24 protein-coding genes are annotated in these 21,283 nt (G+C 68.4%); 10 read left to right on the top strand and 14 right to left on the bottom strand.

Translation table 11 applies throughout. The features are described 5' to 3' along the window. Positions 1–30: 30 nt before the first annotated feature. From HDA31_RS23970 to amcA, 10 genes are read right to left on the bottom strand one after another with little or no spacing between them, the layout of a single operon-like run. On the bottom strand, positions 31–891 hold the full coding sequence (locus HDA31_RS23970; protein WP_178063476.1) for a phosphotransferase enzyme family protein: 861 nt from the start codon (positions 889–891) through the stop codon (positions 31–33). Next, positions 884–1,537: a histidine phosphatase family protein gene (locus HDA31_RS23965; RefSeq protein WP_178063477.1), complete on the bottom strand. Its 654-nt coding sequence runs from the start codon at positions 1,535–1,537 to the stop codon at positions 884–886. Before HDA31_RS23965 ends, HDA31_RS23970 begins: the two co-directional genes overlap by 8 nt. A 14-nt stretch (positions 1,538–1,551) precedes the next feature. Beyond that, entirely contained in the window at positions 1,552–2,295 is a 744-nt protein-coding gene (locus tag HDA31_RS23960; RefSeq protein WP_178063478.1) for a phosphotransferase, read from the bottom strand. Then, on the bottom strand, positions 2,292–3,107 hold the full coding sequence (locus HDA31_RS23955) for a class I SAM-dependent methyltransferase (RefSeq protein ID WP_178063479.1): 816 nt from the start codon (positions 3,105–3,107) through the stop codon (positions 2,292–2,294). Before HDA31_RS23955 ends, HDA31_RS23960 begins: the two co-directional genes overlap by 4 nt. A gap of 24 nt (positions 3,108–3,131) precedes the next feature. Beyond that, positions 3,132–3,653, bottom strand: a complete 522-nt coding sequence (locus HDA31_RS23950; RefSeq protein ID WP_178063480.1) for a P-loop NTPase family protein — start codon at positions 3,651–3,653, stop codon at positions 3,132–3,134. Positions 3,654–3,704: 51 nt separating this feature from the next. Beyond that, on the bottom strand, positions 3,705–4,739 hold the full coding sequence (locus tag HDA31_RS23945) for a hypothetical protein (protein WP_178063481.1): 1,035 nt from the start codon (positions 4,737–4,739) through the stop codon (positions 3,705–3,707). Next, on the bottom strand, positions 4,736–6,433 hold the full coding sequence (locus tag HDA31_RS23940) for a carbamoyltransferase family protein (RefSeq protein ID WP_246384426.1): 1,698 nt from the start codon (positions 6,431–6,433) through the stop codon (positions 4,736–4,738). The genes HDA31_RS23945 and HDA31_RS23940 overlap by 4 nt, the downstream gene beginning before the upstream one ends. 8 nt (positions 6,434–6,441) lie before the next feature. Beyond that, complete coding sequence (locus HDA31_RS23935) at positions 6,442–7,395, bottom strand: thymidylate synthase (protein ID WP_178063483.1); 954 nt, start codon at positions 7,393–7,395, stop codon at positions 6,442–6,444. Between the two features lie 18 nt (positions 7,396–7,413). Then, the gene (locus HDA31_RS23930; RefSeq protein WP_219825000.1) at positions 7,414–8,385 is read right to left on the bottom strand and encodes an NAD-dependent epimerase/dehydratase family protein; all 972 of its coding nucleotides are present in this window, start codon (positions 8,383–8,385) and stop codon (positions 7,414–7,416) included. After that, entirely contained in the window at positions 8,382–8,561 is a 180-nt protein-coding gene (gene amcA, locus HDA31_RS33385) for a multiple cyclophane-containing RiPP AmcA (RefSeq protein WP_376701409.1), read from the bottom strand. The genes HDA31_RS23930 and amcA overlap by 4 nt, the downstream gene beginning before the upstream one ends. Positions 8,562–9,003: 442 nt before the next feature. On the opposite strand from amcA, the gene HDA31_RS23925 reads away from it, so the two are divergent. Further along, entirely contained in the window at positions 9,004–10,335 is a 1,332-nt protein-coding gene (locus tag HDA31_RS23925; RefSeq protein ID WP_178063484.1) for a helix-turn-helix domain-containing protein, read from the top strand. Here HDA31_RS23925 and HDA31_RS23920 read toward each other — a convergent pair. Next, positions 10,332–10,988 (bottom strand): HAD family hydrolase, encoded by a 657-nt coding sequence (locus HDA31_RS23920; RefSeq protein ID WP_343071143.1) that lies wholly within the window; start codon positions 10,986–10,988, stop codon positions 10,332–10,334. The two genes, HDA31_RS23925 and HDA31_RS23920, sit on opposite strands and share 4 nt — an antisense overlap. Before the next feature lie 9 nt (positions 10,989–10,997). Here HDA31_RS23920 and HDA31_RS33185 point away from each other — a divergent pair, with 9 nt between their 5' ends. The 4 genes from HDA31_RS33185 to HDA31_RS23900 all read left to right on the top strand — a co-directional run bounded on the left by HDA31_RS33185 (position 10,998) and on the right by HDA31_RS23900 (position 12,999). Next, positions 10,998–11,384 (top strand): hypothetical protein, encoded by a 387-nt coding sequence (locus HDA31_RS33185; RefSeq protein ID WP_178062712.1) that lies wholly within the window; start codon positions 10,998–11,000, stop codon positions 11,382–11,384. A gap of 67 nt (positions 11,385–11,451) precedes the next feature. After that, the gene (locus HDA31_RS23910; protein WP_178063486.1) at positions 11,452–11,979 is read left to right on the top strand and encodes a DUF6244 family protein; all 528 of its coding nucleotides are present in this window, start codon (positions 11,452–11,454) and stop codon (positions 11,977–11,979) included. A 158-nt stretch (positions 11,980–12,137) separates the two neighbouring features. Next, the gene (locus HDA31_RS23905; RefSeq protein ID WP_246384428.1) at positions 12,138–12,536 is read left to right on the top strand and encodes a CdiA C-terminal domain-containing protein; all 399 of its coding nucleotides are present in this window, start codon (positions 12,138–12,140) and stop codon (positions 12,534–12,536) included. Positions 12,537–12,546: 10 nt separating this feature from the next. After that, positions 12,547–12,999: a SitI3 family protein gene (locus HDA31_RS23900; protein WP_178063487.1), complete on the top strand. Its 453-nt coding sequence runs from the start codon at positions 12,547–12,549 to the stop codon at positions 12,997–12,999. A gap of 121 nt (positions 13,000–13,120) precedes the next feature. On the opposite strand, the gene HDA31_RS23895 is transcribed toward HDA31_RS23900, so the two are convergent. After that, positions 13,121–13,609: an NUDIX domain-containing protein gene (locus HDA31_RS23895; protein WP_178067121.1), complete on the bottom strand. Its 489-nt coding sequence runs from the start codon at positions 13,607–13,609 to the stop codon at positions 13,121–13,123. Between the two features lie 479 nt (positions 13,610–14,088). On the opposite strand from HDA31_RS23895, the gene HDA31_RS23890 reads away from it, so the two are divergent. Further along, on the top strand, positions 14,089–14,886 hold the full coding sequence (locus HDA31_RS23890; RefSeq protein WP_219825002.1) for a DeoR family transcriptional regulator: 798 nt from the start codon (positions 14,089–14,091) through the stop codon (positions 14,884–14,886). Between the two features lie 125 nt (positions 14,887–15,011). On the opposite strand, the gene HDA31_RS23885 is transcribed toward HDA31_RS23890, so the two are convergent. Beyond that, positions 15,012–15,500, bottom strand: a complete 489-nt coding sequence (locus tag HDA31_RS23885; RefSeq protein WP_376701464.1) for an HAD domain-containing protein — start codon at positions 15,498–15,500, stop codon at positions 15,012–15,014. A gap of 512 nt (positions 15,501–16,012) precedes the next feature. Between HDA31_RS23885 and HDA31_RS23880 the strand changes: the two genes are divergently transcribed. From HDA31_RS23880 to HDA31_RS23865, 4 genes are all read left to right on the top strand, one after another. After that, a complete protein-coding gene (locus tag HDA31_RS23880; RefSeq protein ID WP_178063489.1) occupies positions 16,013–16,900 on the top strand; it encodes a replication-relaxation family protein in 888 nt (295 codons plus the stop codon). A 378-nt stretch (positions 16,901–17,278) separates the two neighbouring features. Then, complete coding sequence (locus tag HDA31_RS23875) at positions 17,279–18,199, top strand: DUF2637 domain-containing protein (RefSeq protein WP_376701463.1); 921 nt, start codon at positions 17,279–17,281, stop codon at positions 18,197–18,199. Next, on the top strand, positions 18,174–18,578 hold the full coding sequence (locus HDA31_RS23870; protein ID WP_178063491.1) for a helix-turn-helix transcriptional regulator: 405 nt from the start codon (positions 18,174–18,176) through the stop codon (positions 18,576–18,578). The genes HDA31_RS23875 and HDA31_RS23870 overlap by 26 nt, the downstream gene beginning before the upstream one ends. Continuing rightward, entirely contained in the window at positions 18,575–20,047 is a 1,473-nt protein-coding gene (locus HDA31_RS23865) for a tyrosine-type recombinase/integrase (RefSeq protein ID WP_178063492.1), read from the top strand. Before HDA31_RS23870 ends, HDA31_RS23865 begins: the two co-directional genes overlap by 4 nt. A gap of 211 nt (positions 20,048–20,258) precedes the next feature. On the opposite strand, the gene HDA31_RS23860 is transcribed toward HDA31_RS23865, so the two are convergent. Further along, a complete protein-coding gene (locus HDA31_RS23860) occupies positions 20,259–21,275 on the bottom strand; it encodes a hypothetical protein (protein WP_178063493.1) in 1,017 nt (338 codons plus the stop codon). Positions 21,276–21,283: the final 8 nt, after the last annotated feature.

Genomic DNA, 21,283 nt, shown 5'->3' with positions numbered 1-21,283 from the left:
GCGAGAGCTCATCCAACCTCGTTAGTGATCTTATGGCTGCCCGGATCCTGTAATGGGATGTCCCAATGGGTCGATGCCGGTTGATCCATGGGAGCACTTCGGCGATTGCGACCTCATCCTTACCTCCTCGGTCAGGGCGTCCAGGTGTGCGCAGTGCCGCATCACATTCTCGTTTGTGGCGGTGAGTGGACCGTAGGTGTTGAGGAGGCTTTCGCGTAGGTCTGGGCGGAGGGGCCAGATGCGGGTGGCGAGGCGTACGAGGTCGCGAGGCGCAAGGTCGTAGCGGCTGTGCTCGAAGTCGATCAGCCGGACTATGCCGTCGTCGCCGTAGAGCAGGTTGCGAGGCATGAAGTCGAGGTGGCACGGCGTAGCCGGTAGCGGTGCGAGCTCTCGTAGCGCTCGCATGTGGGCGCGAGCCTCGGCCCGGTAGCTGGGCGTGATCCGATCTCCAGCGAGGCGAATCCAGTACTCGGCGCGTTCGGCAAGCCAGGCCGTCGAGTCCGGTTCGAGGCGGGGCGGTCCAGCGGCGTGCAGTGTCTTGAGTAGCTGTCCTGCCTGCCGGTAGGCGCTCTGCTCAGCCTCGGGGTCGAGTTGCCGCTCGTTGAGCGGGACTCCCGCTACGGCGGTGATGACGATGGCCGGTGGGTCGTCGGTTGTCGCGAGCAGTCGGGGTGCCCTGTCTCCGAGGGCAGGAACCCAGGTCCGGTAGGCGTGGACTTCCTGATGGTGTCGCTCCAGGCTGCGATGGATCTTGACAACGACGTCTCCATGAGCGGCCGTCGAGGCGCGGAGCACGCGAGTGCCAGCGTGCCCAGGGTGCGAGGCAACGGGCTTGGCGTCGGCGTCGAAGAGCCGTCGGCAGAGCGCGAGGTGAACGCTGAGGTCAGTCATGGCGGGGGCGGAGGTGTCGGGTGTCGTTGTGGTTGACGAGTTGCCAGATGGTGCGGCCGAAACGGTTGGTCGGTCGCAGCCACCTGGCGACGGAGGCGTGGTCGGTGACGAAGCCGAGCCGCAGGCATGCGTTCCGGGGGAGGCCGAGGAGCAGGTTGTGGGCCGCTTCGACGGTTTCGCCGTGGGCGGCGATGAGGATTCGTTCACCATCGTGGCGGGCGAGGATCTTCTGCAGTGCAGCGGTCGCTCGGTCGAGGTACTCGTTCCATGTCTCGGAGCCGGAAGCGTATTGGCAGTCCGGGCTGTGCTGAGGCGGCCCCTGGAAGGAAGTCTTGATGTCGACCCAAAGCCGGCCGTCGGCATCGCCGTGGTCAGGGCCGCGGAGGTCCGGGTCGATGGTGGCGGGCATGTGCAGAGCTTGAGCGATGATCTCGGCAGTCTGGGTGACGCGCAGTCGGGGTGTGGCGTAGAGGGCGGCATAGGGCCGGTCGGCGTGGTCGGCGGCCAGGTGGGTGGCGAGTTGCTCCACCTGGTTCCGGCCGCGGCCGGTGAGGCCGGTGCAGCCCTGTTCGCCGCCGACGATTCCGACGACGTTGCAGGCGGCTTCGCCGTGGCGGGCGATAACGAGTTCGGTTGTCGGGGCCATCCGGGAGTTCCTTTTCAGCTCAGTTCGGTGAGGAACGGGTCGGGCCAAGGCCGGACGGTGGGCCAGGCGTGCCGGTAGCCGTTGCGGCCGAGATATCGCAGAGTCAGCAGGTGGTGCAGCTCGGCGTACCGTTTCAGGTCGGCCAAGCTGCAGATGTGGGGCGCGACAGCGACGCGGTAGGCGCGGAGACAGCGAGCGATCGATAGGTCGGCGAGGCGGCCGTAGGTCATTGATGCGGTGACCAGGAGGCCGGCCAGGTCGTAGCCGAAGGGAGCGAGTGTCAGGTCGTCGAAGTCGACGACGGCGACCTCATTGCCGTTCGCAAGGTAGTTCCGAATGTTCGGGTCCTTGTAGAACGTCACTGGCTCCCCGACTCTGTCGAGTACGGCGTTAATGACTGATTCGTGGACGCCCGCCGCGGCTGCGGCGTGGTGTAGCGCCGCCTGACGCGGGCTGGCGAAGTCGGAGATTACGAGTCCGGTCGAGGTGATGTGGGGTTGATCGAGACAAGCGGTCCGCAGTGCATCTCGGTGCGCGGCACCGTGAAGCCGGCCGAGTGCCGCAGCGGCCCGCGGAAGATCTTCGACGCCCAGTGCGTGCCCCATCAGCCGCTCGAAGATCAGATGCCGAGTACTCCGCGCGACGAGCGCGGGCAGGCGTACCCCGGAGCCCAGGCCAGCCAGCCAGGCGTGGTGGGCAGCAGCGGCGGCGCAGCGTTCCGGGTCGTCGTACCGCTTGACGAAGATGGCCCCGCTCATGGCCGCACCGCTACGGCGTAACTGACGGTGGATCGGGTTGCGTAGGGCGGCGCGGGCAGCCGCTGCTGGAGGGCCGCTGCGAGGGCGGGGATCCCGCCAGTCAGGGTGATCCGGTATTTGGGTGTGGTGATGAGGTACCGGGCGAGGTGCGTGGCGTCCGCGAAGTGGAAGACGTGTTCCTCATGCTGGATGTCGATGACGGTCAGCTTGGTGGCGACGATGGTGTGCAGGTTGCCGCTGTGGAAGCTCTCGTAGAGGCTCGATCGCCTCGTGGCGTGTGGGTCCAGGCCGGCGGCGTGGACCAGATGGTCGAGTTCGGCGTAGCTGTCTAGGGACTTGGTGACCAGGACCGCTGTACCGCCAGGGCGTAGGCAGCGGGTGATCTCCGCTACGACCAGATCCGGCGTCGGAGAGTGGTACAGGCAGAAGGCAGCAACCGCGGCGTCAACCACGCTGTCCGGCAGCGGCAGGTGGTGGAAGTCAGCGCAGACCACTGAGCCCAATGGGCCAGCGTCGCCGAGGCGGTCGCGGGTGGTGCGGAGAAGCGCGGTCGAGGCGTCGACGGCAATGAGCCGGCGGGGCCGGAGCCGGTCGGCCAGGCGCAGGGTTGTGGTGCCGCGCCCGCAACCGATGTCGAGCACGGCTGCCCCGGCCGGGACCCGGGCGGCGAGCAGGTCGGCGATCGTGTCGGCGGCGTCGCTTCCGCTGATCTTGGCACGATGCAGCGCGTGAGTGCGGTCGGCGAGCCGGCCGTCGCCCTGGTAGAGGTCGCCGTGGACCAGGGTGGGGTCAAGGAACGGATTGGCCGACATTCGTCGCCTCCCGTTCCGTCGCGGTCAGGTCACGGGCTGATGCTCGTCGCGGACGCGTTTCACTAGTTCGGCGGCCTGGCGGCGGCTGGTGAGGGTGATCAGGCGGACGTGTGGCCCGTGTTCTCGGACAAGATTCTGGACTCGCGGGCGCATGGTGCGCCGGTAGCCGAGGATGTAGCGGACGAAGTTCCAGGTGATTCGGTCGTAGACGCCGTCCTGGTGGTGTTGCCCGCCGCGGTAGCGCCAGCGGCGCTGGGCGATGCCCCATAGGCAGGCTCTGGCCGGTAGATCGAGGAAGATCACGGTGTCCGCGGCGGCAAGCCGGATCGGTAGGGTACCGGCGTAGTTGCCCTCGATGATCCACCGTTCGCCAGCGACGAGCTTCTCCTGCCGGGCGGCGAATTCGTCCTGCGGTAAGGGGTTCCAGTGCTCGTCGTAGTAGGTCGCGTCGAGGTGCGTCAACGGCGTGTCGAGGATCCGGGCCAACTGGCGCGCGACGGTGGACTTGCCGCTGCCGCCGCAGCCGATGATGGCGATCCTGTCCATGGTTCTCCAGGGTAGAGGTGTGGTGCGCTCGTCCGGTGGTGACACGGTGGGTCATGACGGCACCGACTCCGGGTGATGCAGCAGGTAGGTGAGCACCTCGAGCTGGGACGAGAGTCGGAACGGGTCGAGGTGCCGTAGGCACCCCGCGATCAGGTTGGCGTGGTCACCGGTGCCGGCGATCTCGCTGAGCCAGCCGATGCGGTGCCGCACCTCCGTGGCGTCGCGGACGATCAGTGACGAGGGAACAAGGGCGTCGGCGCAGCGGACATCACGAGGCAGCAGGGGCACGCAGCCGGCGAGGACGGCCTCGAAGATCCGTTGGGTCATTTGTCCTGCTTCGGCGTACCGGGCGGGAAGCAGCAGGACGGTGGCGAGCGCGTCGGCGTAGATCGCGGACACTCTGGGGAACGGAACTCTGCCGATGAAGTTCAGATCCGGCCAGCGTCTGATGTCGGTCCACTTGCCGGCGATCAGGTGGGGCAGTTGGGCGGCGGCCGGCGCGAAGTAGGTGTCGAACGCGTGGTCGCGGTCGTACTGGTTGCCGACGTAGACGAGCGGAATCCGGCGGGGCAGGGCCGCCAGCGCAGCCGGGTCAGCGGCGTCGATGGCAGTGTCGGCCACAGGAAAGAGCAATGGCACTGCGCCCGGCGTCGGGTGCAGAGCGGGTTCACAGACGGTCACGTTGTGGGCACGGCGAAGGGGGTCTGTTGCGAGCAGCTGGCGGTCCTTGTCCCACAGGAGCGTCGGGGTGCCGACCTGATGGGTGTAATGGTCAAGCAGTTCGCCCTGTCGATGCAGGTCGCAGGTGTGGCCGGGTCGGCCGCAGACGGTGGTGTTACGACCGGGAATGGGCCAGCGCCATTCGAGGAAGAGAGCGTCGAGGTTGGGCAGGCCCACGTCCCAGCGGTAGTGGCCGGTGAGATCGTCGCCGGCCTCGCACAGGTCCCGGTTGGGTTGAAGGAAGACGATGTCGTGGCCGGCTGTACGTAGCCCGTCGACCAAGGTCCGGCGGTGGCTGCGGCCTCCGTCCGGGGTGTCGGTGATGCCGGGTCCGAGGAATCCCCAGAAGCTGTAACCGATTCTCACTTGGTCACCCACCAGCCTTCGATGAGTAGCGCGTCCAAGCCGGATTCGGTGAGGCAGTCCAGTGCCATCTCTGGGGTGCCGCAGATCGGCTTGCCCTTGATGTTCAGCGAGGTGTTGATCAGCACCGGGTGTCCGGTGATCTCACCGAACCGGGTGAGGACGTCGGCGAGGATGGGGTGTTGCTCGCGGGTGACCGTCTGGACTCGGGCGGTGCCGTTGACGTGCACGATCGCGGGCAGCTTGTTGCGGGCCAGCTCGGTCACGGGAGCGGCGAGCGACATGTACGGCGACGGTTGGCGCAGCCGAAAGTAGTCGGTGGCCCTGTCGGAGAGGACGACAGGGGCGAAAGGCCGGAACGGTTCGCGGAACTTGACAGTGGCGTTGAGCCGCTCGACCACACCGGCCTCCAGGGGAGAGGCGAGGATCGACCGGTGCCCCAGTGCCCGGGGCCCGGCCTCCAGCGCGCCGGTGAACAACCCCACGATCGCTCCGTCCGCCAACTGCCGCGCCAATTCGCGGACAGGTTCGGCCGGCCGGCTCGCGTGCAGTCCCGCGCGCGGTGCCGCCGGTAGTGCTAGGTCGGGATAGGCGGGGCCGAGGTAGCAGTGATGGCGGACCCCGGTGGGCGGTCGGCCGGTCAGGTCGAGCCAGACCTGGGCGGCGGCGCCGATCGCGGTGCCCGCGTCGCCAGGGGCGGGCGGTACGTGCACCTCGTCGACGATGCCGGCTTGGGCGATGAGGCCGGCACTGACGCAGTTCATCGCAACCCCACCGCCCAGGCAGAGCAGCCCCGAGCCGGTCAGCCGCCGGGCCCGCTCGGCGAGATGCAGCATCACCTGCTCGGTGCGTTCCTGCAGCGCAGCGGCCAGATCGGCGTGGACAGGCTCGACCGGTGCCGTCGGCGTGCGGGGCGGGCATGTGGCGGCGGTGAACGCGGGTGTGACCCGGCCGTAGCGGCTGGCGAGCACCCGCAGCGCGATCAGCGCCGGGTCGAGGGTGAAGCCGTCGGTGGTGCGTCGGATCGCCCGGGATATCAGGTCTCGGAACCGGGCGGGGTCGCCGAGGGCGGCCAGCGCCATCACGGTGCCTTCCTCGTCACCGCGCCGCCAGCCGAGGTGCTCGGTGACGGCGCCGTAGGCGTAGCCGAGGGAGGCCGGGTCGTCGATCGCGTGTGCCAGGTCGAGGCTGAGCTGCGAGCGGCGTTGACGTGCGTGCCAGGTGGTGGTGGTCTGCAACTCGCCGAGGCTGTCGACGATCAGGACCGCCGCGTCGTCCACGCCGGCGGCGGCGAAGGCGTACAGGGCATGCGCCCGGTGGTGCGGCACCGCTTGCAGTCGAGCGCGCGGGAAGCGTTCGGCCAGGTCCCGCATCCGGGCCTGGTAGCGGCGGTGGACCGTGGTGAAGCTGCGAGCCCGAGGCACCGCTCGAGCCCGGCTGGCAGCTTGTCGCAGATGGGTCGGCAGTTGGCCCAGTGCTCCCAGGTAGCGGCGTCCATCGAAGTTGTACGCCACGGTGGTCACGTCCGCCGATGAGAGACCGGCCTCGTCGAGCAGCCAGGCGACACCGTGTGCCGGGTAGGCCTTGCTGTGCTTGATCCCGTCGAGCCGTTCCTCCTCGACGAAGCCGATCAGGTGGCCGTCGACCAGCAGCGCCGCCGCCGAGTCATGCGTGTACGCGCACAGCCCGAGCACCACATTCGCGGTCATGCCAGCTCCGCCGAGACGAGGGCCGGCTGGGTGAGGTGCTGATACCAGGCGACAAGGGCAGCGCCGAGCGGCCCCGGTGTGTCGTGGGCGAGCGTGCGCGCCAAGTCGCGCTGGCCGAGCTTCCAGCTCCGGTAACTGGTCAGCACGCGTCCGAACGTGTCCCATGAGGTGCCGTCGGACAGGTCACCGTCGCCACGGATGATCCGGGCGAGGACGGAGTCCAGGTCGGGCCAGTCCACGCCGAGCGGATCCATCTCGGTGACGGCTGGCTCGTGGTGGAGGCACTCGGCAGCGGCCGGGGCGTGCTCGGCGTACAGGTGCAGCGAGTCGACGTAGTGGTGGTACTCGCCGACCTCGACACCCAGCCAGCCGGCCATCAGCTCCTGCAGGAGCGTGGTCGCGAAGATGTCGTACGGGAAGCCGAGCCACAGGTCCTGGCTGCGCATGGTGGTGTGCATCTCGAGCCTGCCCTGCCGGATCAGGAACCGGTACCCGAGAGTGCACGGCACATCGCGGTGGCCGCGGTGGTCGCGTCCTGGGTCGTAGATCTGGACGACGGCCTGTCGGGAGTCCCGGTCGGCTGTCAGCTTCCGGACGACCGCGTCGAGCTGGTCGACGCGGTCGCCCCATCGACGGATTCGTGGCCCGTACGCGCCCTGGAGGATGCCGTCGTCCGCGTAGCGGCGCAGGTTGTCGTTGAAGTCGAAGATCCACGGGTCGTCCGAGCCGGAGAGGATCCACAGTGCCTCGGCGACGGCGAACGCCGGGTTGATGAGGCGGATGGGCGGCACAGAGACCAGCCGGCGTCGAGGATTGGTCAGGCACAGGTGAGCGCCGACGACCTCGGTGGTCATCATGTCGCGCGGGCAGGCGATGCGGCCGTTGAGCAGGACTGCCTGGCAGGCGGCGGTGAACAACTCACTCGCGGAGTCAGCGGTCAAGACGATCATGAGAGGCTTCCTTCAAAGTCAGGAGGCGAAGGCCGCGAGCCGGTCGCGGGAGAGATTGACCAGCCAGGAGGACTGCCGAGCCAAGCCCTCGTGGAGGCCGACGGTGGGCCAGTAGCCGAGCAGCCTGCCGGCAAGGGTGAGGTCCGCGGATGTGGAGGCGACGTCGCCGGGCTGTTCGTCGGCCACCTGAACGGGGATGTGTCGTCCGGTGACCGCCGACGCCTCCTGGATGGCGCCGCGCATGGACACGCTCGCGCCACCGCCGACATTCACCACAGCGCAGCCGGTATCGATGTGGGCGGCAGCGATCGTCGCGGAGACCACGTCAGTGATGTAGGTGAACTCCCGGCGTTGGCTGCCGTCGCCGAACAGGGTGACCGGCAGGCCGGTGTAGGCCGCGAACAGCAGCCGGCCGATGGCCATGTCGGGTCGCTGCCGTGGCCCATACACGGTGAAGTAGCGCAGCGCCACGACGCTGAGCCGGCTGTCGGGGCGACGGGCGTAGGCCAGGCACAGTTGCTCGGCGGCGAGCTTGCTCACCCCGTAGGGCGACACCGGGCAGGTCGGGTCGGTCTCGCGGCTGGGCCGCTCGGCCGGACCGTAGACGCTCGACGACGAGGCATAGACCAATCGCCGTACGCCCGACCGGGCGCAGGCATCGAGCAGCCGGTGGGTGCCGAGCACGTTGGATTGCGCGTAGTCGTGAAACTCCATGCCCCACGAGGGCCGGACCCCTGGCCGGGCAGCCAGGTGAATCACGATGTCGCAGCCCTCGAGAGTGTCGTCGAGCCGGTCGGTGGCCAGATCCCGGCAGAGCGGTGTGAACAGCGGATTGCCGGCTGCGGTTGACAGGTTTTCGCCGGCGAGGGCGTCTTGGCCGAGGCGGCGGCGGTCCAGGCCGACCACCTGCATGCCTCGGGCCAGAAGTGCGTCGACGACGTGTGAGCCGATGAAGCCGGCCGCGCCGGTCACCAGCACCCGCGCCGTCACCGGCGGCCACCGGCTTGAGCTGGTTGCGACAGCATGCGCTGCCACACGAAGGTGAGCAGGAGGGGCTCGGTCTGGGAGACCTTTGCCCGGCCCGTCGCCGGTTCGAGGGCCTGCACCGCCGGAGTGGGCTTACCTATTGCATCCGTGGAGGCGTGCCGCGAGATATACACGGTCATGACGCCGCCGTTCGACGAGTTGGGGTTGATTCCCGGTGGTTGATCCAGTTGTGGCGGGCCCGCCGAGGAGCCGGCGGGCCCGCCGTGGTGAGGCGGCGGCTGGGAGCACCCCGCCGGTCACCCGCCCACGCAGCCCCGATGGCAGTACGCGGACGAGGAATCAACCTCACGACTGCACCTCCGGTCGCCGCCACAACAAGCGGCGCCTGCTTGTTGATCGTCTTGTCCGATTTCTTCACCATGAATCCCCTGGCGTCGATGACATTGGGTTGGTGAGCTGGAGCCGCCCAGCAGCGTCCGTCGATGCTCGTCAACAGCGAACCGCCCAGCGAGCCCGATCGGTACCGTCCACGACCCGTCCGCTCGCAACCAGGTAGTGACGGCCCGTAGCGGAGATGGCTAACGTGACCGTCGTCGACAGAGGACATACGGAGGTGCTCGCATGGCCGGACGGCGCCACCCCGCCAATCGGCGGCTAGCGTGGGAGAGGCTCCAGCGGGGCTGGTCCTACGAGGAGGTCGCCGAGCGCATCCGCACCGAGATAAGCCAGGCCGGCGAGACCGATACCGGGCTGAACGCCAACACGGTGCGGCGGTGGGAAACCGGTGAGCGGTGGCCTGACCCGCGCTACCGCAAGCACCTCGTGGCCATCTTCGACAAGCCGGCGAGCCAGCTCGGTCTACTCACCCCCGACGAGCTGGCGATGCGTCCGCAGGCGGAGACACTGCACGAGTTCAGGAGGTTGTGGGAAATGATCACCGGAGGCGACGACACCGGCTGGGACCGGGCAACTGTTCTGCGCGCGTTGTTCGGCGCCAGCATGCTTCCCCTGGTGGCGCCCCTGCTATCACTCGATCCGCAGGCCGCGTACGCCCAGGCCAAGGCCGTAGATCCAGACGCGTACGCCGAGATCGTGCGGTGTCAGCGCACGCTGTACTGGACCAGCCCCGCCCGGCCGCTTTACGAGGCCGCGTACGCCCACACCCAGCTCGGCAGCGGACTCGTCCGCGCGGCAACCGGCACCAGCCGGGCCACCCTCGCCAGCGCCCTCGCCGAATCGGCGCTGCTCACCGCACGACTGGCGTTCTTCGATCTCAACCAGCCCGCCGTCGCGCAACGCTGCTACGACGTCGCCCTCGCCGCCACCCGTGAGGCCGGAGACCATGCCCTGGCCGCCGCCGTCCTCGGCCACATGGCCTTCATCCCCGCCTTCGGACATGATCCTGCCGCAGCCCGGTCTCTGATCGACGCGGCGCTCCAGCACACCTGGCACGGCGTCAGCCCCGCCGTTCGCTCCTGGCTGCACTGCGTGGCCTCGGAAGTCGAAGCCCGCGCGGGAGCCGGAGCAGCGAGTCGGCACCAGATCGACCTCGCTGCCGCCGCGCTCGAAGCGCGTCCTGAAGCGCCCGCTTGGTTCGACTACTACGACATCGGCCGGCTGCACTCCTTTGCCGGCTACGCGGTCCTCGCCGCTGGCGACCACGCCGAGGCCGCCCGCCACCTGGCCGAGTCCCTCGCCGGCTTGACCGCGACCGGCGCCAAGCAGCGCAGTGTCGTCCTCGCCGACCTCGCCTCGGCGCACAGCAGCGACGGCGACCACGCCGCCGACTACCTCAACCAGGCCCTGGACGCCCTGAATACCGACTGGTACGGCACCGGGCTGGAGCGGGTCAGAGCGGTCCGGCAGGTACTCGGTGACAGCCGGGCAGGCCTCCAGCTCGACGACCGCATCGCCGCCCTCGCGACCAGCCGGGCCGCTCTTCCGGGGAGCTAAGCCACCGGCTCGTTGTGCCTGCGCACCAGCTCGGGCAGCTCCGCCAGCGAGTCGAGGTTAAAGAGGCAGTGGTCGCTGACGGTCTTGTCATCGAGGATGTGTCCCCACGGCCCACGTCGTACCAGCGCTGTCGCGAGTCCGGCGACCTGAGCGGGGCGGATGTCGTTGTCCAGGCGGTCCCCGACATAGAGGACCTGGTCGGCGGGGCAGCCGGCCTCCGCGACGACGCGGTCGAAGAACGCGGCCGACGGTTTCTCGACGTGCCAGCCGTCCGAGGTGCCGATTACGTCGACTGGCAGGTCCAGGGCGCGAAGGATGCTCTCGGCTCGGGCGGTCTGGTTGCCGGCCAGGCCAACCTGCACGCCCAACTCCCGCAGTGCCGCCAGGCAGGGCCGGGCGTCCGGGTAGAGGTTCTCCTCGGAGAAGTGTTCCGGCTGTCCGGCGTCGGCCCGGCCTTGCCGCTCCTTGGCCAGGTCGAAGCCGGGCTGGAACACCTGAAACGTCTCGCGGTAGTCCAGGCCGCGGGCGATGACGGCACCGAAGACTGCCGAAAAGGTGTGTCGTGGAACGCCGAGCCAGTCGGCCCAGGTGCCGTACTCCCGGGACTCGTCGACGATCGTCTCACCCACGTCGAAGAACACACTCGAGATCATCCTGGGATTGTGCCTCTCGGGCTCAGGCGGATCAACGCGTGCCGCAGGCGTCGTCGTACGGGTCGTGGCGCCTGCGATGGCAGGCTCAAGGCCAGGCTCGCCGAACTCGGCGAAAAATCCCACCGACCCACCCGGCAGGTAGATGCCTACTACAACGCCTCGCGCCGCGACTTCCTCACCTCCGAGGTGATCTCCGAATGGCTGCGTCTCTGTACGGAAGATCATGGAACGTCGATCAACTTCAAGCGCTGGCACCCCGTTGACGCCGTGGTCCAACGCCTGGACGCGTTCATCGTCGACCTCGGCATCGAGTCGGCGAGCAGATCAACAAGGGCTACCCGCACGTCCTTCTCGGCCGCGACCACTGATCGCTTACCGCTCCGCGACGTCTGGTGACGTCGGTGCCGTGCCGGTAGGTTCAACTCTCCTGAGAGCTCTGGTCGCCAGGGAGGAAGCCGGCAGCGTGTCGCACGTTGAGAAGATCACTACGGAGCTACGTACGCTGGCCGCCGGGGTCGAGCGTGCGCAGGCACTGGCTGCGGCTGCTGATCAGCAGGCGCAGGAGATCGCGCTGCGCGCGGCGGGTGCCGGGTTCGCAGCGGTCGCTGCCGGTGTGGCGCGGGTTCGCGGGGCCATCGCCACGATCCGGGGTGGACTGGGTGGTCTCGCCGGTGCTGTCGGTGATGCCGCGAAGGTGGCCGCTGGTGTTCCGCAGCAGGCCAGTCCGGGGGAGACGATCACCGGGCTGACTCCGGTGCAAGGTGCGGTCGATGGCATCCGCGACCAGACGGCCGCCACGATCACCCAGGTTGGTGAGGCGCAGCAGCTTGTCGTCGCGGTTTTGCAGGGTGGTCAGCCAGGGCCGTTGCTGCAGGCTCTGGAGAGCGTCAAGCAGGTGCTTGTCATGCTGGTGCAGCGCACCGCCACCACCCGCCAGGCGGTTGACGCGGCGATCGCTGAGGCACGCCAGTTGGGGTCGTCGGGAAACTGAGTGGGGCTGGCGGTGCCGTGCCGACCAGCCCTGCCTCGGTTCCCACACCGTCCGCTGGCACGCCAGTGGCGACGCCGTGGACGCGCAAGCCCACTGGAGAGCTCGGAGGTTCGCCGACCGGTCGGCGTACCCGGATTCCTCCGAAGGAGGACGAACGCGTGCGGCGCTCCCTGGAGCTGGAGAACCAGTGTGCCGATACCGTCGCTGCGGAGGGATACCGACTCCACCAGAACCCGACCCGGCAGGAGGTCGCTTACGCCCGTCTCGGTACCGGCGATTCCGGCAAGCCGGGTAAGGATCCCGACTACCTGGTCGAGGGACACGTCTTCGACTGCTACTCCCCGACGCCGGCCAAGAGTGTGCGAGGCGTGTGGAGCGGGGTAGCCGACAAGATCGACAGCGAGCAGACCCAGCGGGTGGTGGTCAACCTCCATGACTGGCGTGGCGATCTCGGGGCGTTGCAGAAGCAGTTCGACGACTGGCCGATCGTAGGGTTGAAGGAACTGGTGGCGGTGACGCGCAGCGGGGCGATAATCCAGATCCTGCGACGAGACTGAGGGGCTACCCATGGCGACCGAGTACCGCTTGACGCTGGCCGGCGACGTTCCTCTCGATGTGCTGGCCGGCGTCGTCGCTCCCGAGGGTGTTGACGAGTCGGCGGTGGATGGCAGGCCCCGGGTGTTGAGTGCGGACCTCAGCGACCGGTGCGGCTACACGGTGAGCATCTACGCCGGTTCCCACGGCTACTTCGAGGCCGAGGATGGTGACGGCTCGATGTGGGAGTGGGAACCGGAGCGGTACGTCACCATCAGCTTCCGGCTGCGCAAGGACGAGTCCTCCGAGCGGGCGACGCGGGAAATGCTGGCGTCCGTGGCCCGGGTCCTGGGCGAGCGGTCGGAGGACGCCGCGCTGATCCTCGACGCTGACTGGCTGCTACTGACCCGCTTCTCGGGAACGCTGCGCAGGCACGCGCCGAGTTGGTGGGGTGTGCACGGCGGGGAAGATCTTGTCGACCGGTGAGTGGTTCGGAGCCGGTCGTCGGCGATGACGCCGGTGGCGTGAGGAGACCTCACCGGCTTCGTGTGCAGGGGCGACCTCTATGTCCCGGTACCGGGCTGCGGCCGAGGGTCCGCGTTGACGACTAACTGTTCGAGGTCGCGACTCCATCCTCGAGGTAGACACCGCCACGGCCGATAGCGGCGATCGCCGCAGCAACCCGCCGAGCCAGGCGAGGGATCAACACCGCGCCCAGGCGTTCCGGCTCGACGAACTCAAACCGGTCGAGCTCGTCCGGGCACAGTCGCATCGCCGCGACCTGGTCCGCCGTCAGCACCCCACCGTCGAAGACGAACATGAGTCCGCCGTCCCACGGTGGGTTCGCCGGCACCCAGTCGACGCGCAGCAGCCCTCCTGCGGGTATCGACAGGCCCAGCTCCTCTCGGATCTCGCGGGTGCAGGCGTCTGCCGGGGACTCGTCCGGCTCCACGGTCCCGCCGGGAACTTCCCACACGTTCTTGTAGACCGGGCGGACCAGCAGCACCCGGCCGGCCTGGTCGCGGAGGATCACACCGGCCGCCGCGCGGACCCGCGTCACGCTGGCGATGTAGGACAGATCCGCTTTGGTCTGCATCTCGGCCACGCGACCGACCCTACGGGCTCGCCCTCGGTGCATCGCCGTTCCCGAAGGACGACGCGGCAACGCTCCCCCGGACGTTGTTACGGCGAGTAACCATCGCATCTGTGCGAGGCGTTGCATCGTCAAGTCGGCATGGCCTTGTCTCGGGCCTGTGAGAGATCAGCGCTGTAACAGAGCGCCTCTCATGGAGATCAACTAACGGCGGTCTGATTTGACCGTACCGCACCCTTCTGTCCTCAGCTCTTCGGCTGATTCACTGAACAGTGATCACCAAAATCGGCCCCAAAACCCCGGTTTGTATATGTGGGTGCTCGCACGGCCCGCCGACGCCCCGGTCGACGGCCGACGGCGAGCGCTGTCTCCGGTCCCGGCGGTCCCGGCTTCCGATGTTCCCGTCGGCGCATTGACCACTCCCTGTTACTGCTGTCGGGGACGGGATGTCGGACCGTCGACGCCAGGAGGATCATCAGGGGATGGGCGACCAGGGTGCCACGCGGCGGTTGTCCCCGCGGCGGTGGCGGATCCTGTCGTACCTGGCGCAGCACGGCTCCGCGACGACACTGGACGTGGCGCTTGTCTGCGGAGTGTCGCGGCTGACGGCTCACCGGGACCTGGTGGGGTTGCACGAGGCGGGACTCGTGCACCGCGACCGCGCGGCGGAGGACGGGACCCACACCTGGTGGTACGAGGTCACGGCCGAGGGAACCGACGTGCTCCGGCGAGCCCTGACAGCGTCGGGGCGACCGGTTCCGCTGCGGCTGGGGCAGCGTTCCTCCGGTCGGGCGGATGCCTTGCTGTTCCTGCCGTTGGTGGAGGTGTCGCGGCGCAACCCGGGGCGGTGCGAGTTGTTCCAGTGGCTGGCGATGATGGACACCTCGTCGTGGTTGCGTCAGCACGACCTGGCGCAGGTGCGGGCCGACGGCTACGGCGTCTGGCTGCAGGACGGGCGGTGCCTGCGGTTCCTGGTCCACGTCGACCGTGGTCCGAGCGGCGGCGTTGTCGCCGAGCACGAGCGAGCGACGTCAGGTCTGGGTGGATTGTTGGCGGGCTACCGGCGCGCGGACCGGCTGGTGCCGGTCGGGGCGGTTCTGCTGATCGCTCAGGACGCCGAGCGGGAGGAACGACTGCGGGCCGACCTGCTCCGCGAGCCGCTGCGGAACGCTGTCGCCACGACCACTCAGCAGTTGTTGTACCGCCACTGGCCGGACGACCAGGTGTGGCAGGTACCGGGCGAGAGTGGCAGGCGTCGCCTCATCGAGGTCGGATCCTGACCGCACCACGTCACGATTCCCGGGCTGCCGCCGACGCCAGCGGGATGGTGCAGGACCTCAAAAGCGACGGCCCCGACTGGCAGACAGCCGTCCAGCGCACCACCCGCGATGGCTGGAAGCTGGCCCTACCGCGCCTGCGCGAGCCAGCTTTCGATGGCAGCGAAGTCGTGCTCGGTCAGGCCGCGATGTGGGTCGACCCGATGCAGCAGGGCCGGGGCGTGGTGATGAGTCGATACCCACTGTTGATCGGCGTGGGAGATCTCGTCGTCGACCCAGACGAAGGGGCGTCCCTGCGCCCACTCGACCAGTCCACGGGTCTTCCAGTGCAGGACGCTGACCCCGTCGGCGTCGGGCCAGTTCACAACGGGCAGAGGCGGTAGCCCGAGCAGCGGCGCGAGCACGTCGTTCGCGTCGCTCATCCAGGTCGTCGCCCACACCAGATCACACGGCAGGGCCTCCAGCCGGCGGCCATGTCCCGGATCGACCTTGTACAGCAGGGGATGGGCATCGGCCGGTAGAGCCGGTGCCATAGGGCGGCCATGCGACGCGCCCGGCTGGGCCGCCGCGGGTGTTCCGAACGGGATGAGGGTGCCGTCCACGTCAAGGAACAGCAAGGGACGCGGCGCAGAGTCGGACATGATCCAAGAGGCTAGCCCCACCCCGCCGCCAACTACCTCCGCGCGTTCGCCCCAGGTCCGTTGGTCTCGCCGGTGCTCCCGGCGGCCGGTAGGCGTACGCCGCTTACGGCGCCCACGGCATGGGCGGGCCGAAATGCATCTCACCGGCCCCTTCCGCTCCGGCGGCGTTGTCGTGTCCGACCACGCCACCAGCACCACCTCCCACACCCTCAACCAAGGAGTTCTCGTGTTTTCACCGACACCTTCACCTATCACCGCGGGCATTGGCGGTGACGCCTTCCGGCTTGATCCCCGTTCGGGGGTCGGGCTTGGCGTCAGCGTTGACGTCAGTCTTCAGCCGGACCCCCGAACCGACCCCCTGTTTCCTCTCACACCGCAGGTCAGCTCGTCTGTCAGTGTCGTCGGCTTGTCCTGCGACAGACCCTGCCTGGTCTCGGGTCTCTCCCCCTGGGGCTGGCAGTCCCTACCCGGCAAGGAGGTGGTAGCCGGTGGATGATCCGGTCCTTCGGGTCCAGTCCCAGCTGACCGGCCGTGATCGTGTGCTGCTGGGCTGGTTGTACGACCACGGTGTACTGACCTCGTTCCAGCTCGCGACCGCCCTGTTCCCGTCGTTGGACTTCTGCCAGCGGCGCCTGCGGACCCTGTACCGGTTGCGGTTGGTGGCCCGGTTCCGGCCGCAGCGGGCCGACGGCGGCTCGTATCCGTACCACTACGTCATCGACCAGCTCGGCGCCGAGGTCGTCGCCGCGAGTCGGGACGAGCGTCCACCGCGGCGGGACCACGCCCGGGTGGAGCGGCGGCGCTGGACCTCGACCCGCAGCCTCGCCCACCGCCTCGGGGTGAACGGCTTCTTCACCGACCTGGCCGGGCACGCCCGCACTCATCCGGGTACCGGCTTGGTGGAGTGGTTGCCGGAGGTGGTGTGCCAGCGCGCCGGTACGTTCACCAGCCGGAAGGATCCGGGGCTGGTGCGGGCGTATCAGCCGAGGGTTCGCCCGGACGGCTACGGCCGGTGGGCCGAAAACGATGTCGAGGTGCCGTTCTTCGTCGAGTACGACACCGGCGCCGAGCAGCTGTCGATCCTGGCCGCCAAGGTGGACGGCTACCAGGAGCTGTTCGGCACGATCCAGCGGGCGTGGCCGGTGCTGTTCTGGCTCCACTCGGCCGCCCGCGAGCGCAACCTACGCCGCGTGCTGGCCGACGTGCCGCTGGCGGTGCCGGTCGCCACCGGGGCCCGCGACCACGCCGCGACGACCGACCTCGGCCCGGCAGAGGCGGTGTGGGCCATGGCCGGCAGGGAAGGGCAGCGGCTGCGGCTGGCCGACCTGACCGGGTATGCCGTTGACGTCTCCAGCCGGGCGGGTGAGGCCGCGTGATCGGCGACGGCACGACGGCCGTGGACAGTACCTCCGCTGCGGATCGGACAGCAACGGCCGGCGTCTGTCACGGATCTGTCGTGAGCAGCGCGGGCGGCGCTGACAGATTCGTGGGAGCACCAGTCGTTTGCTCCCGCAGCGGCGGACCACTTCTCGGTCCGGCGTCCGCGTCGGGCGGTCCGCGACCGGTGTCCGAGCCCCGTCCCGACTGTTGTCCGAAGCCGGGTCGGTCCGCCATCCGGTCCCGCCTCCTGCGACTGACGGACGGACCGGAACCCCTGTCCGGGGTCGGGGAGGTGATGGGCCACGACAGCACCGATCCCTGACCCGGACACCAGTCCGCGCGGCAGTCGCGTCGAGGGCGTCGTCCAGGTCGTCATCATGCTGGCCATCGGCGGCGCAGCCGGAGCGGCCAGCTTCACCCACGTGCACAACGTCGCCGCCGCGCACGGCCAACCCGGCTGGCTGGCCTGGGCAGACGCGATCGTCCTGGAGCTGATGTCCATCGCCTCCGGCCTGGAACTGCGCCGCCGCAAACGCGCCCACACCTCCACCGTCTTCCCAGCCACTGTGCTGGCCTGCGCCGTCACGCTGTCCCTGGCGGCGCAGGTCGTCGAGGCCGAACCCTCGGTCATCGGCTGGGTCGCCGCCGCCGTACCCGCGCTCGGATTCCTCGTCATGGTCAAGATCGCCCTCGGCCGGACCAGCACCGCCACGCCCGCCACCGCCCGAACGGTCGCGGACTGCCAACCGGACGAGGCCGGACGGACCGCTCAGGACAGCGGACCGGACGAGACGGTACGGTCCGCCGTCACGGCGGGGGAGCCATCCAGCACCGGGACCGTTCGCTCATCGGATGGGCGTCGTCGACGTGGCGGACGGGACCGGCAGCGGAGAGCGGACCGGGGACCGTCCGCGCAGCCATCCGGCGACGTTGGCGAGCTGCTGCCGGCGGCGCGCAAGGTCCGGGACCGGCTCGCCACGGACGGGCAGGCACTGACCCGGGCGGCACTCGCCGAAGCGCTGCGCGCAGCCGGTCACACCGTGTCCAACACTCGCCTATCCGAACTCCTCAAAACCCTCAAGGTCGAATCGTCGGCACCACCCGGACTGATCGTGAGCCCGATCATGCCGACCAACCCGACGCCACCGCCTCAGTTACCGAAGCGGCGCAACGGTGGCGGAGCAGCCACCCCTGCGCCGGTCGACCCCGGCGGGGCTACCCCGCTCCTACCGCACAGCCATCCATCTCATAACCAGGAGAAACCTGATCATGAACAGCCCCACGAATCACGATGACCAGACCACCCGCACCACGACCGACAGCACCACCGCCGTGCCCGGTGTCGGGGAGGTGTGGACGGTCGAGCGCATCCGTGCCCTCGGCGTGACCACCACCCTCGCCACCACCGCCTCCGTGCTCGGGATTAGCCGATCCCAGGCGTACCGGCTCGCCGCCACCGACCAGTTCCCCATACCGCTGATCCGGGCCGGCAGCCGCATCATCGTCCCGGTCGCCGCCCTGCTCCACCTCCTCCAACCCAACCCCAACGGGACCGGCGGCGAACGACTTGAAGCCGACGCGAAGGTGAGCGTGGATGCGATGACCCCGCCACCAGCGGATTCCACCCGACACCGCTGGCGGCACCATACGAAGCATCCAGGAGACGATGAGTGAAGGGATCTACCTTCAAACGCTGCGGCTGCCGCGACAGCGTCACGGGCCGGCGACTGGGACGCTCCTGTCCCCAGCTTCGCCGGCCCGGCGGCGGCTGGTCCCGCACCCACGGCCACTGGCACTGGCAGATCGAAGTACCAGCCCGCGCCGACGGCACCCGCCGCCCGCTCCGCCATGGCCCCTACGCCACCCAGGCCGACGCCGACGCCGTCCTGGACCGCATCCGGGCCGCGCTCGCCGTCCCCGACCCCACCGACCCGCACACCACCGTCAAGACCGGCGACCTGATCGAGGCCGCCGTCAAGACCGGCGCTCCCGTCCCCACCCCGGACCAGATTCGGCGGGCGCTGCACCTGGACATCACCCCCACCGAACTGCCCACCATGCAGGCGTACCTGACCGACTGGCTCGCCGGACGCAAGAACATCAAGACCGGCACCCTGCGCTCCTACGAAGGCCACATCCGGCTGTACCTCATCCCGCATCTCGGCCACCTGCGCATCGACCGGCTCCGCCCCGGACACATCGACGCCATGTACGACGCCATCGCCGAACGCAACACCACCATCGCCACCCTGCGCGCCAGCCGCGACCCCGCGAAACGCGACCAGGTCAAGAACCAGCGGATCGTCGGCCCCAGAACCCTGCACGTCATCCACGCCACCCTGCGCAAGGCCCTCAACGACGCGATGCGCCGTTACCGCTACATCGACACCAACCCCGCCCTGATGGTCGAACTACCCACAGCCCGGCCACCCAAGCCCACCGTCTGGACCGACCAACGGATCAAGACCTGGCGCGGCACCGGCAAGACCCCCAGCCCCGTCATGATCTGGACACCCGAACACACCGGCAGATTCCTCGACCACACCCACGACGCCGACGACCGGCTCTACGCCCTCTACCACCTCATCACCTTCACCGGCCTACGCCGCGGGGAAGCCTGCGGCCTGCACTGGGACGACCTCGACCTCGACGCCCACACCCTCACCGTCCGCTGGCAACTCGTCCAACACGGCTGGGCCACCGCCATCGACACACCCAAAACCACCGACAGCGAAGCCGCGGTCGCCCTCGACACCGAAACCGTCGCAGTGCTGCGCGCCCACCGCACCCGGCAACACCGCGAACGCCTCGCCGCCGGTCCTGCCTGGACCACCACCGGACTCGTGTTCACCACACCCACTGGTGGGCGGCTCCACCCGGCCGACGTCACCGACCACTTCCACCACCTCGCCACCCAAGCCGGGCTACCACCCATCCGACTTCACGACCTTCGACACGGCGCCGCCACCATGGGCCTGGCCGCCGGCGTGCAGATGAAGATCATCTCCAGCCGACTCCGCCACTCCAGCCCGCACTTCACCGCCAAGTTCTACGGCGACGTTCTACCCGAGCTATCCCACGCCGCCGCCGAAGCCACTGCGTCGATCGTCCCGCGCCAGCGCGCCGCTGAAAGGTCGGCGTAGACCCATGTCTGCGCCGGCACGACCCGAGGAGAGATCCAGCAGGGTTGATTCGCAGCATTCCGACGTCGGCGAGCTCGGTCCAGGCCGGGCTGCTCACAAGGTGCCAGAGGGTCAGCCGGCGCCAATAGGGGCATACTTTTCCAAGTCGTGTCGTTCGCGGCGATGTTCGCAACCTTGAGGCTGACCCGTTTGAAGAAAGAGAGGGTGCCGATCAGACCGCTATCGCTCTAAGAATCTTGGCTGTGTCTTCGCCGTCGAGGATCATGAACTTTCGAGGTCGGCTCATCTGATGTGCATACACCGACATCATGTTTACGACGGCCGTTGCTATTTCGCGATAGTGCTGCAGCACCAGAAGGTCGGCCGGCTCGCTATAAAGTCGATCGATCTGGTCTCCGCGCTTACCAAGCGTTCGCACAGTCATTGGCCCGTTCGCGCCGGGGCCTTTGAATAGCCACGCACTTGCGACATGATTGCCACGGATCGACGTCCGGCTTGTATAGAGGTCGGACTTTTCTCCGCCCCAGTCTTTGGCGACAAATGGTTCACCAATCAAGGCGGCGATGGAGCGCTTGACCTCGTCCTCGCTCGTGTGGTGCAGTGCCTGAAGCTCGGAAGGCGTGCACGGAGTCGCGAAGTCGACGCCGCTGAACTGATCGATCTCTGATGGATAGACTCGCAAAGATTCGCTAACTCCGAAGAGCGCGTCGAGATCATCTTTCACGTAAGACCGAATACCAATGAAGGATGGCCGAATCTCGATTGATCTCCCGCTATGGCGAACAATGGTTCCTAGAACGAACACCTCCCTCTCGCCAACCAAGTTCCCTGCGGTTGATGCAGCAGCAAGACGCTCGGCGTTGAAGATCCCGTGCACGTGGACATCGGCGTCGGTGCTCATCGGCGCCGTGAAGCGCATGGGGCTGCTTCCGGGCCCTTCAAGCGAGCGGTCACGCGCGAAGGTGAACTCTTGCTCGATGGCGACCAGCGTGCCGACTCGAAGAGAGCCTTCGTGGAAAATCCTTTGGAGCTCATGAATATTCAGTTGGGGGAGGGCTTCACCCAGCATCTCGGCCAATTCGTAAGCTGTGGGCGCTGAATCGGAAAGTGCGCCCTCTACCGTCTCCCGGAGGGAGGCAGGGGAACTTCTTCTGACCCGGTTGCGACCGAGTAAGGCGCTGACCAATTCGGCGTGTAGGAAAAGTGGCTCAAGCACGATTCGCTTCACGTGCGGGA

Source organism: Micromonospora carbonacea (assembly GCF_014205165.1).
In the GTDB taxonomy this organism is placed as follows: Bacteria; Actinomycetota; Actinomycetes; order Mycobacteriales; family Micromonosporaceae; genus Micromonospora; species Micromonospora carbonacea.
The sequence above is the reverse complement of the archived record's forward strand: the minus strand, read 5'-3'. Positions and strand labels throughout refer to the sequence as shown.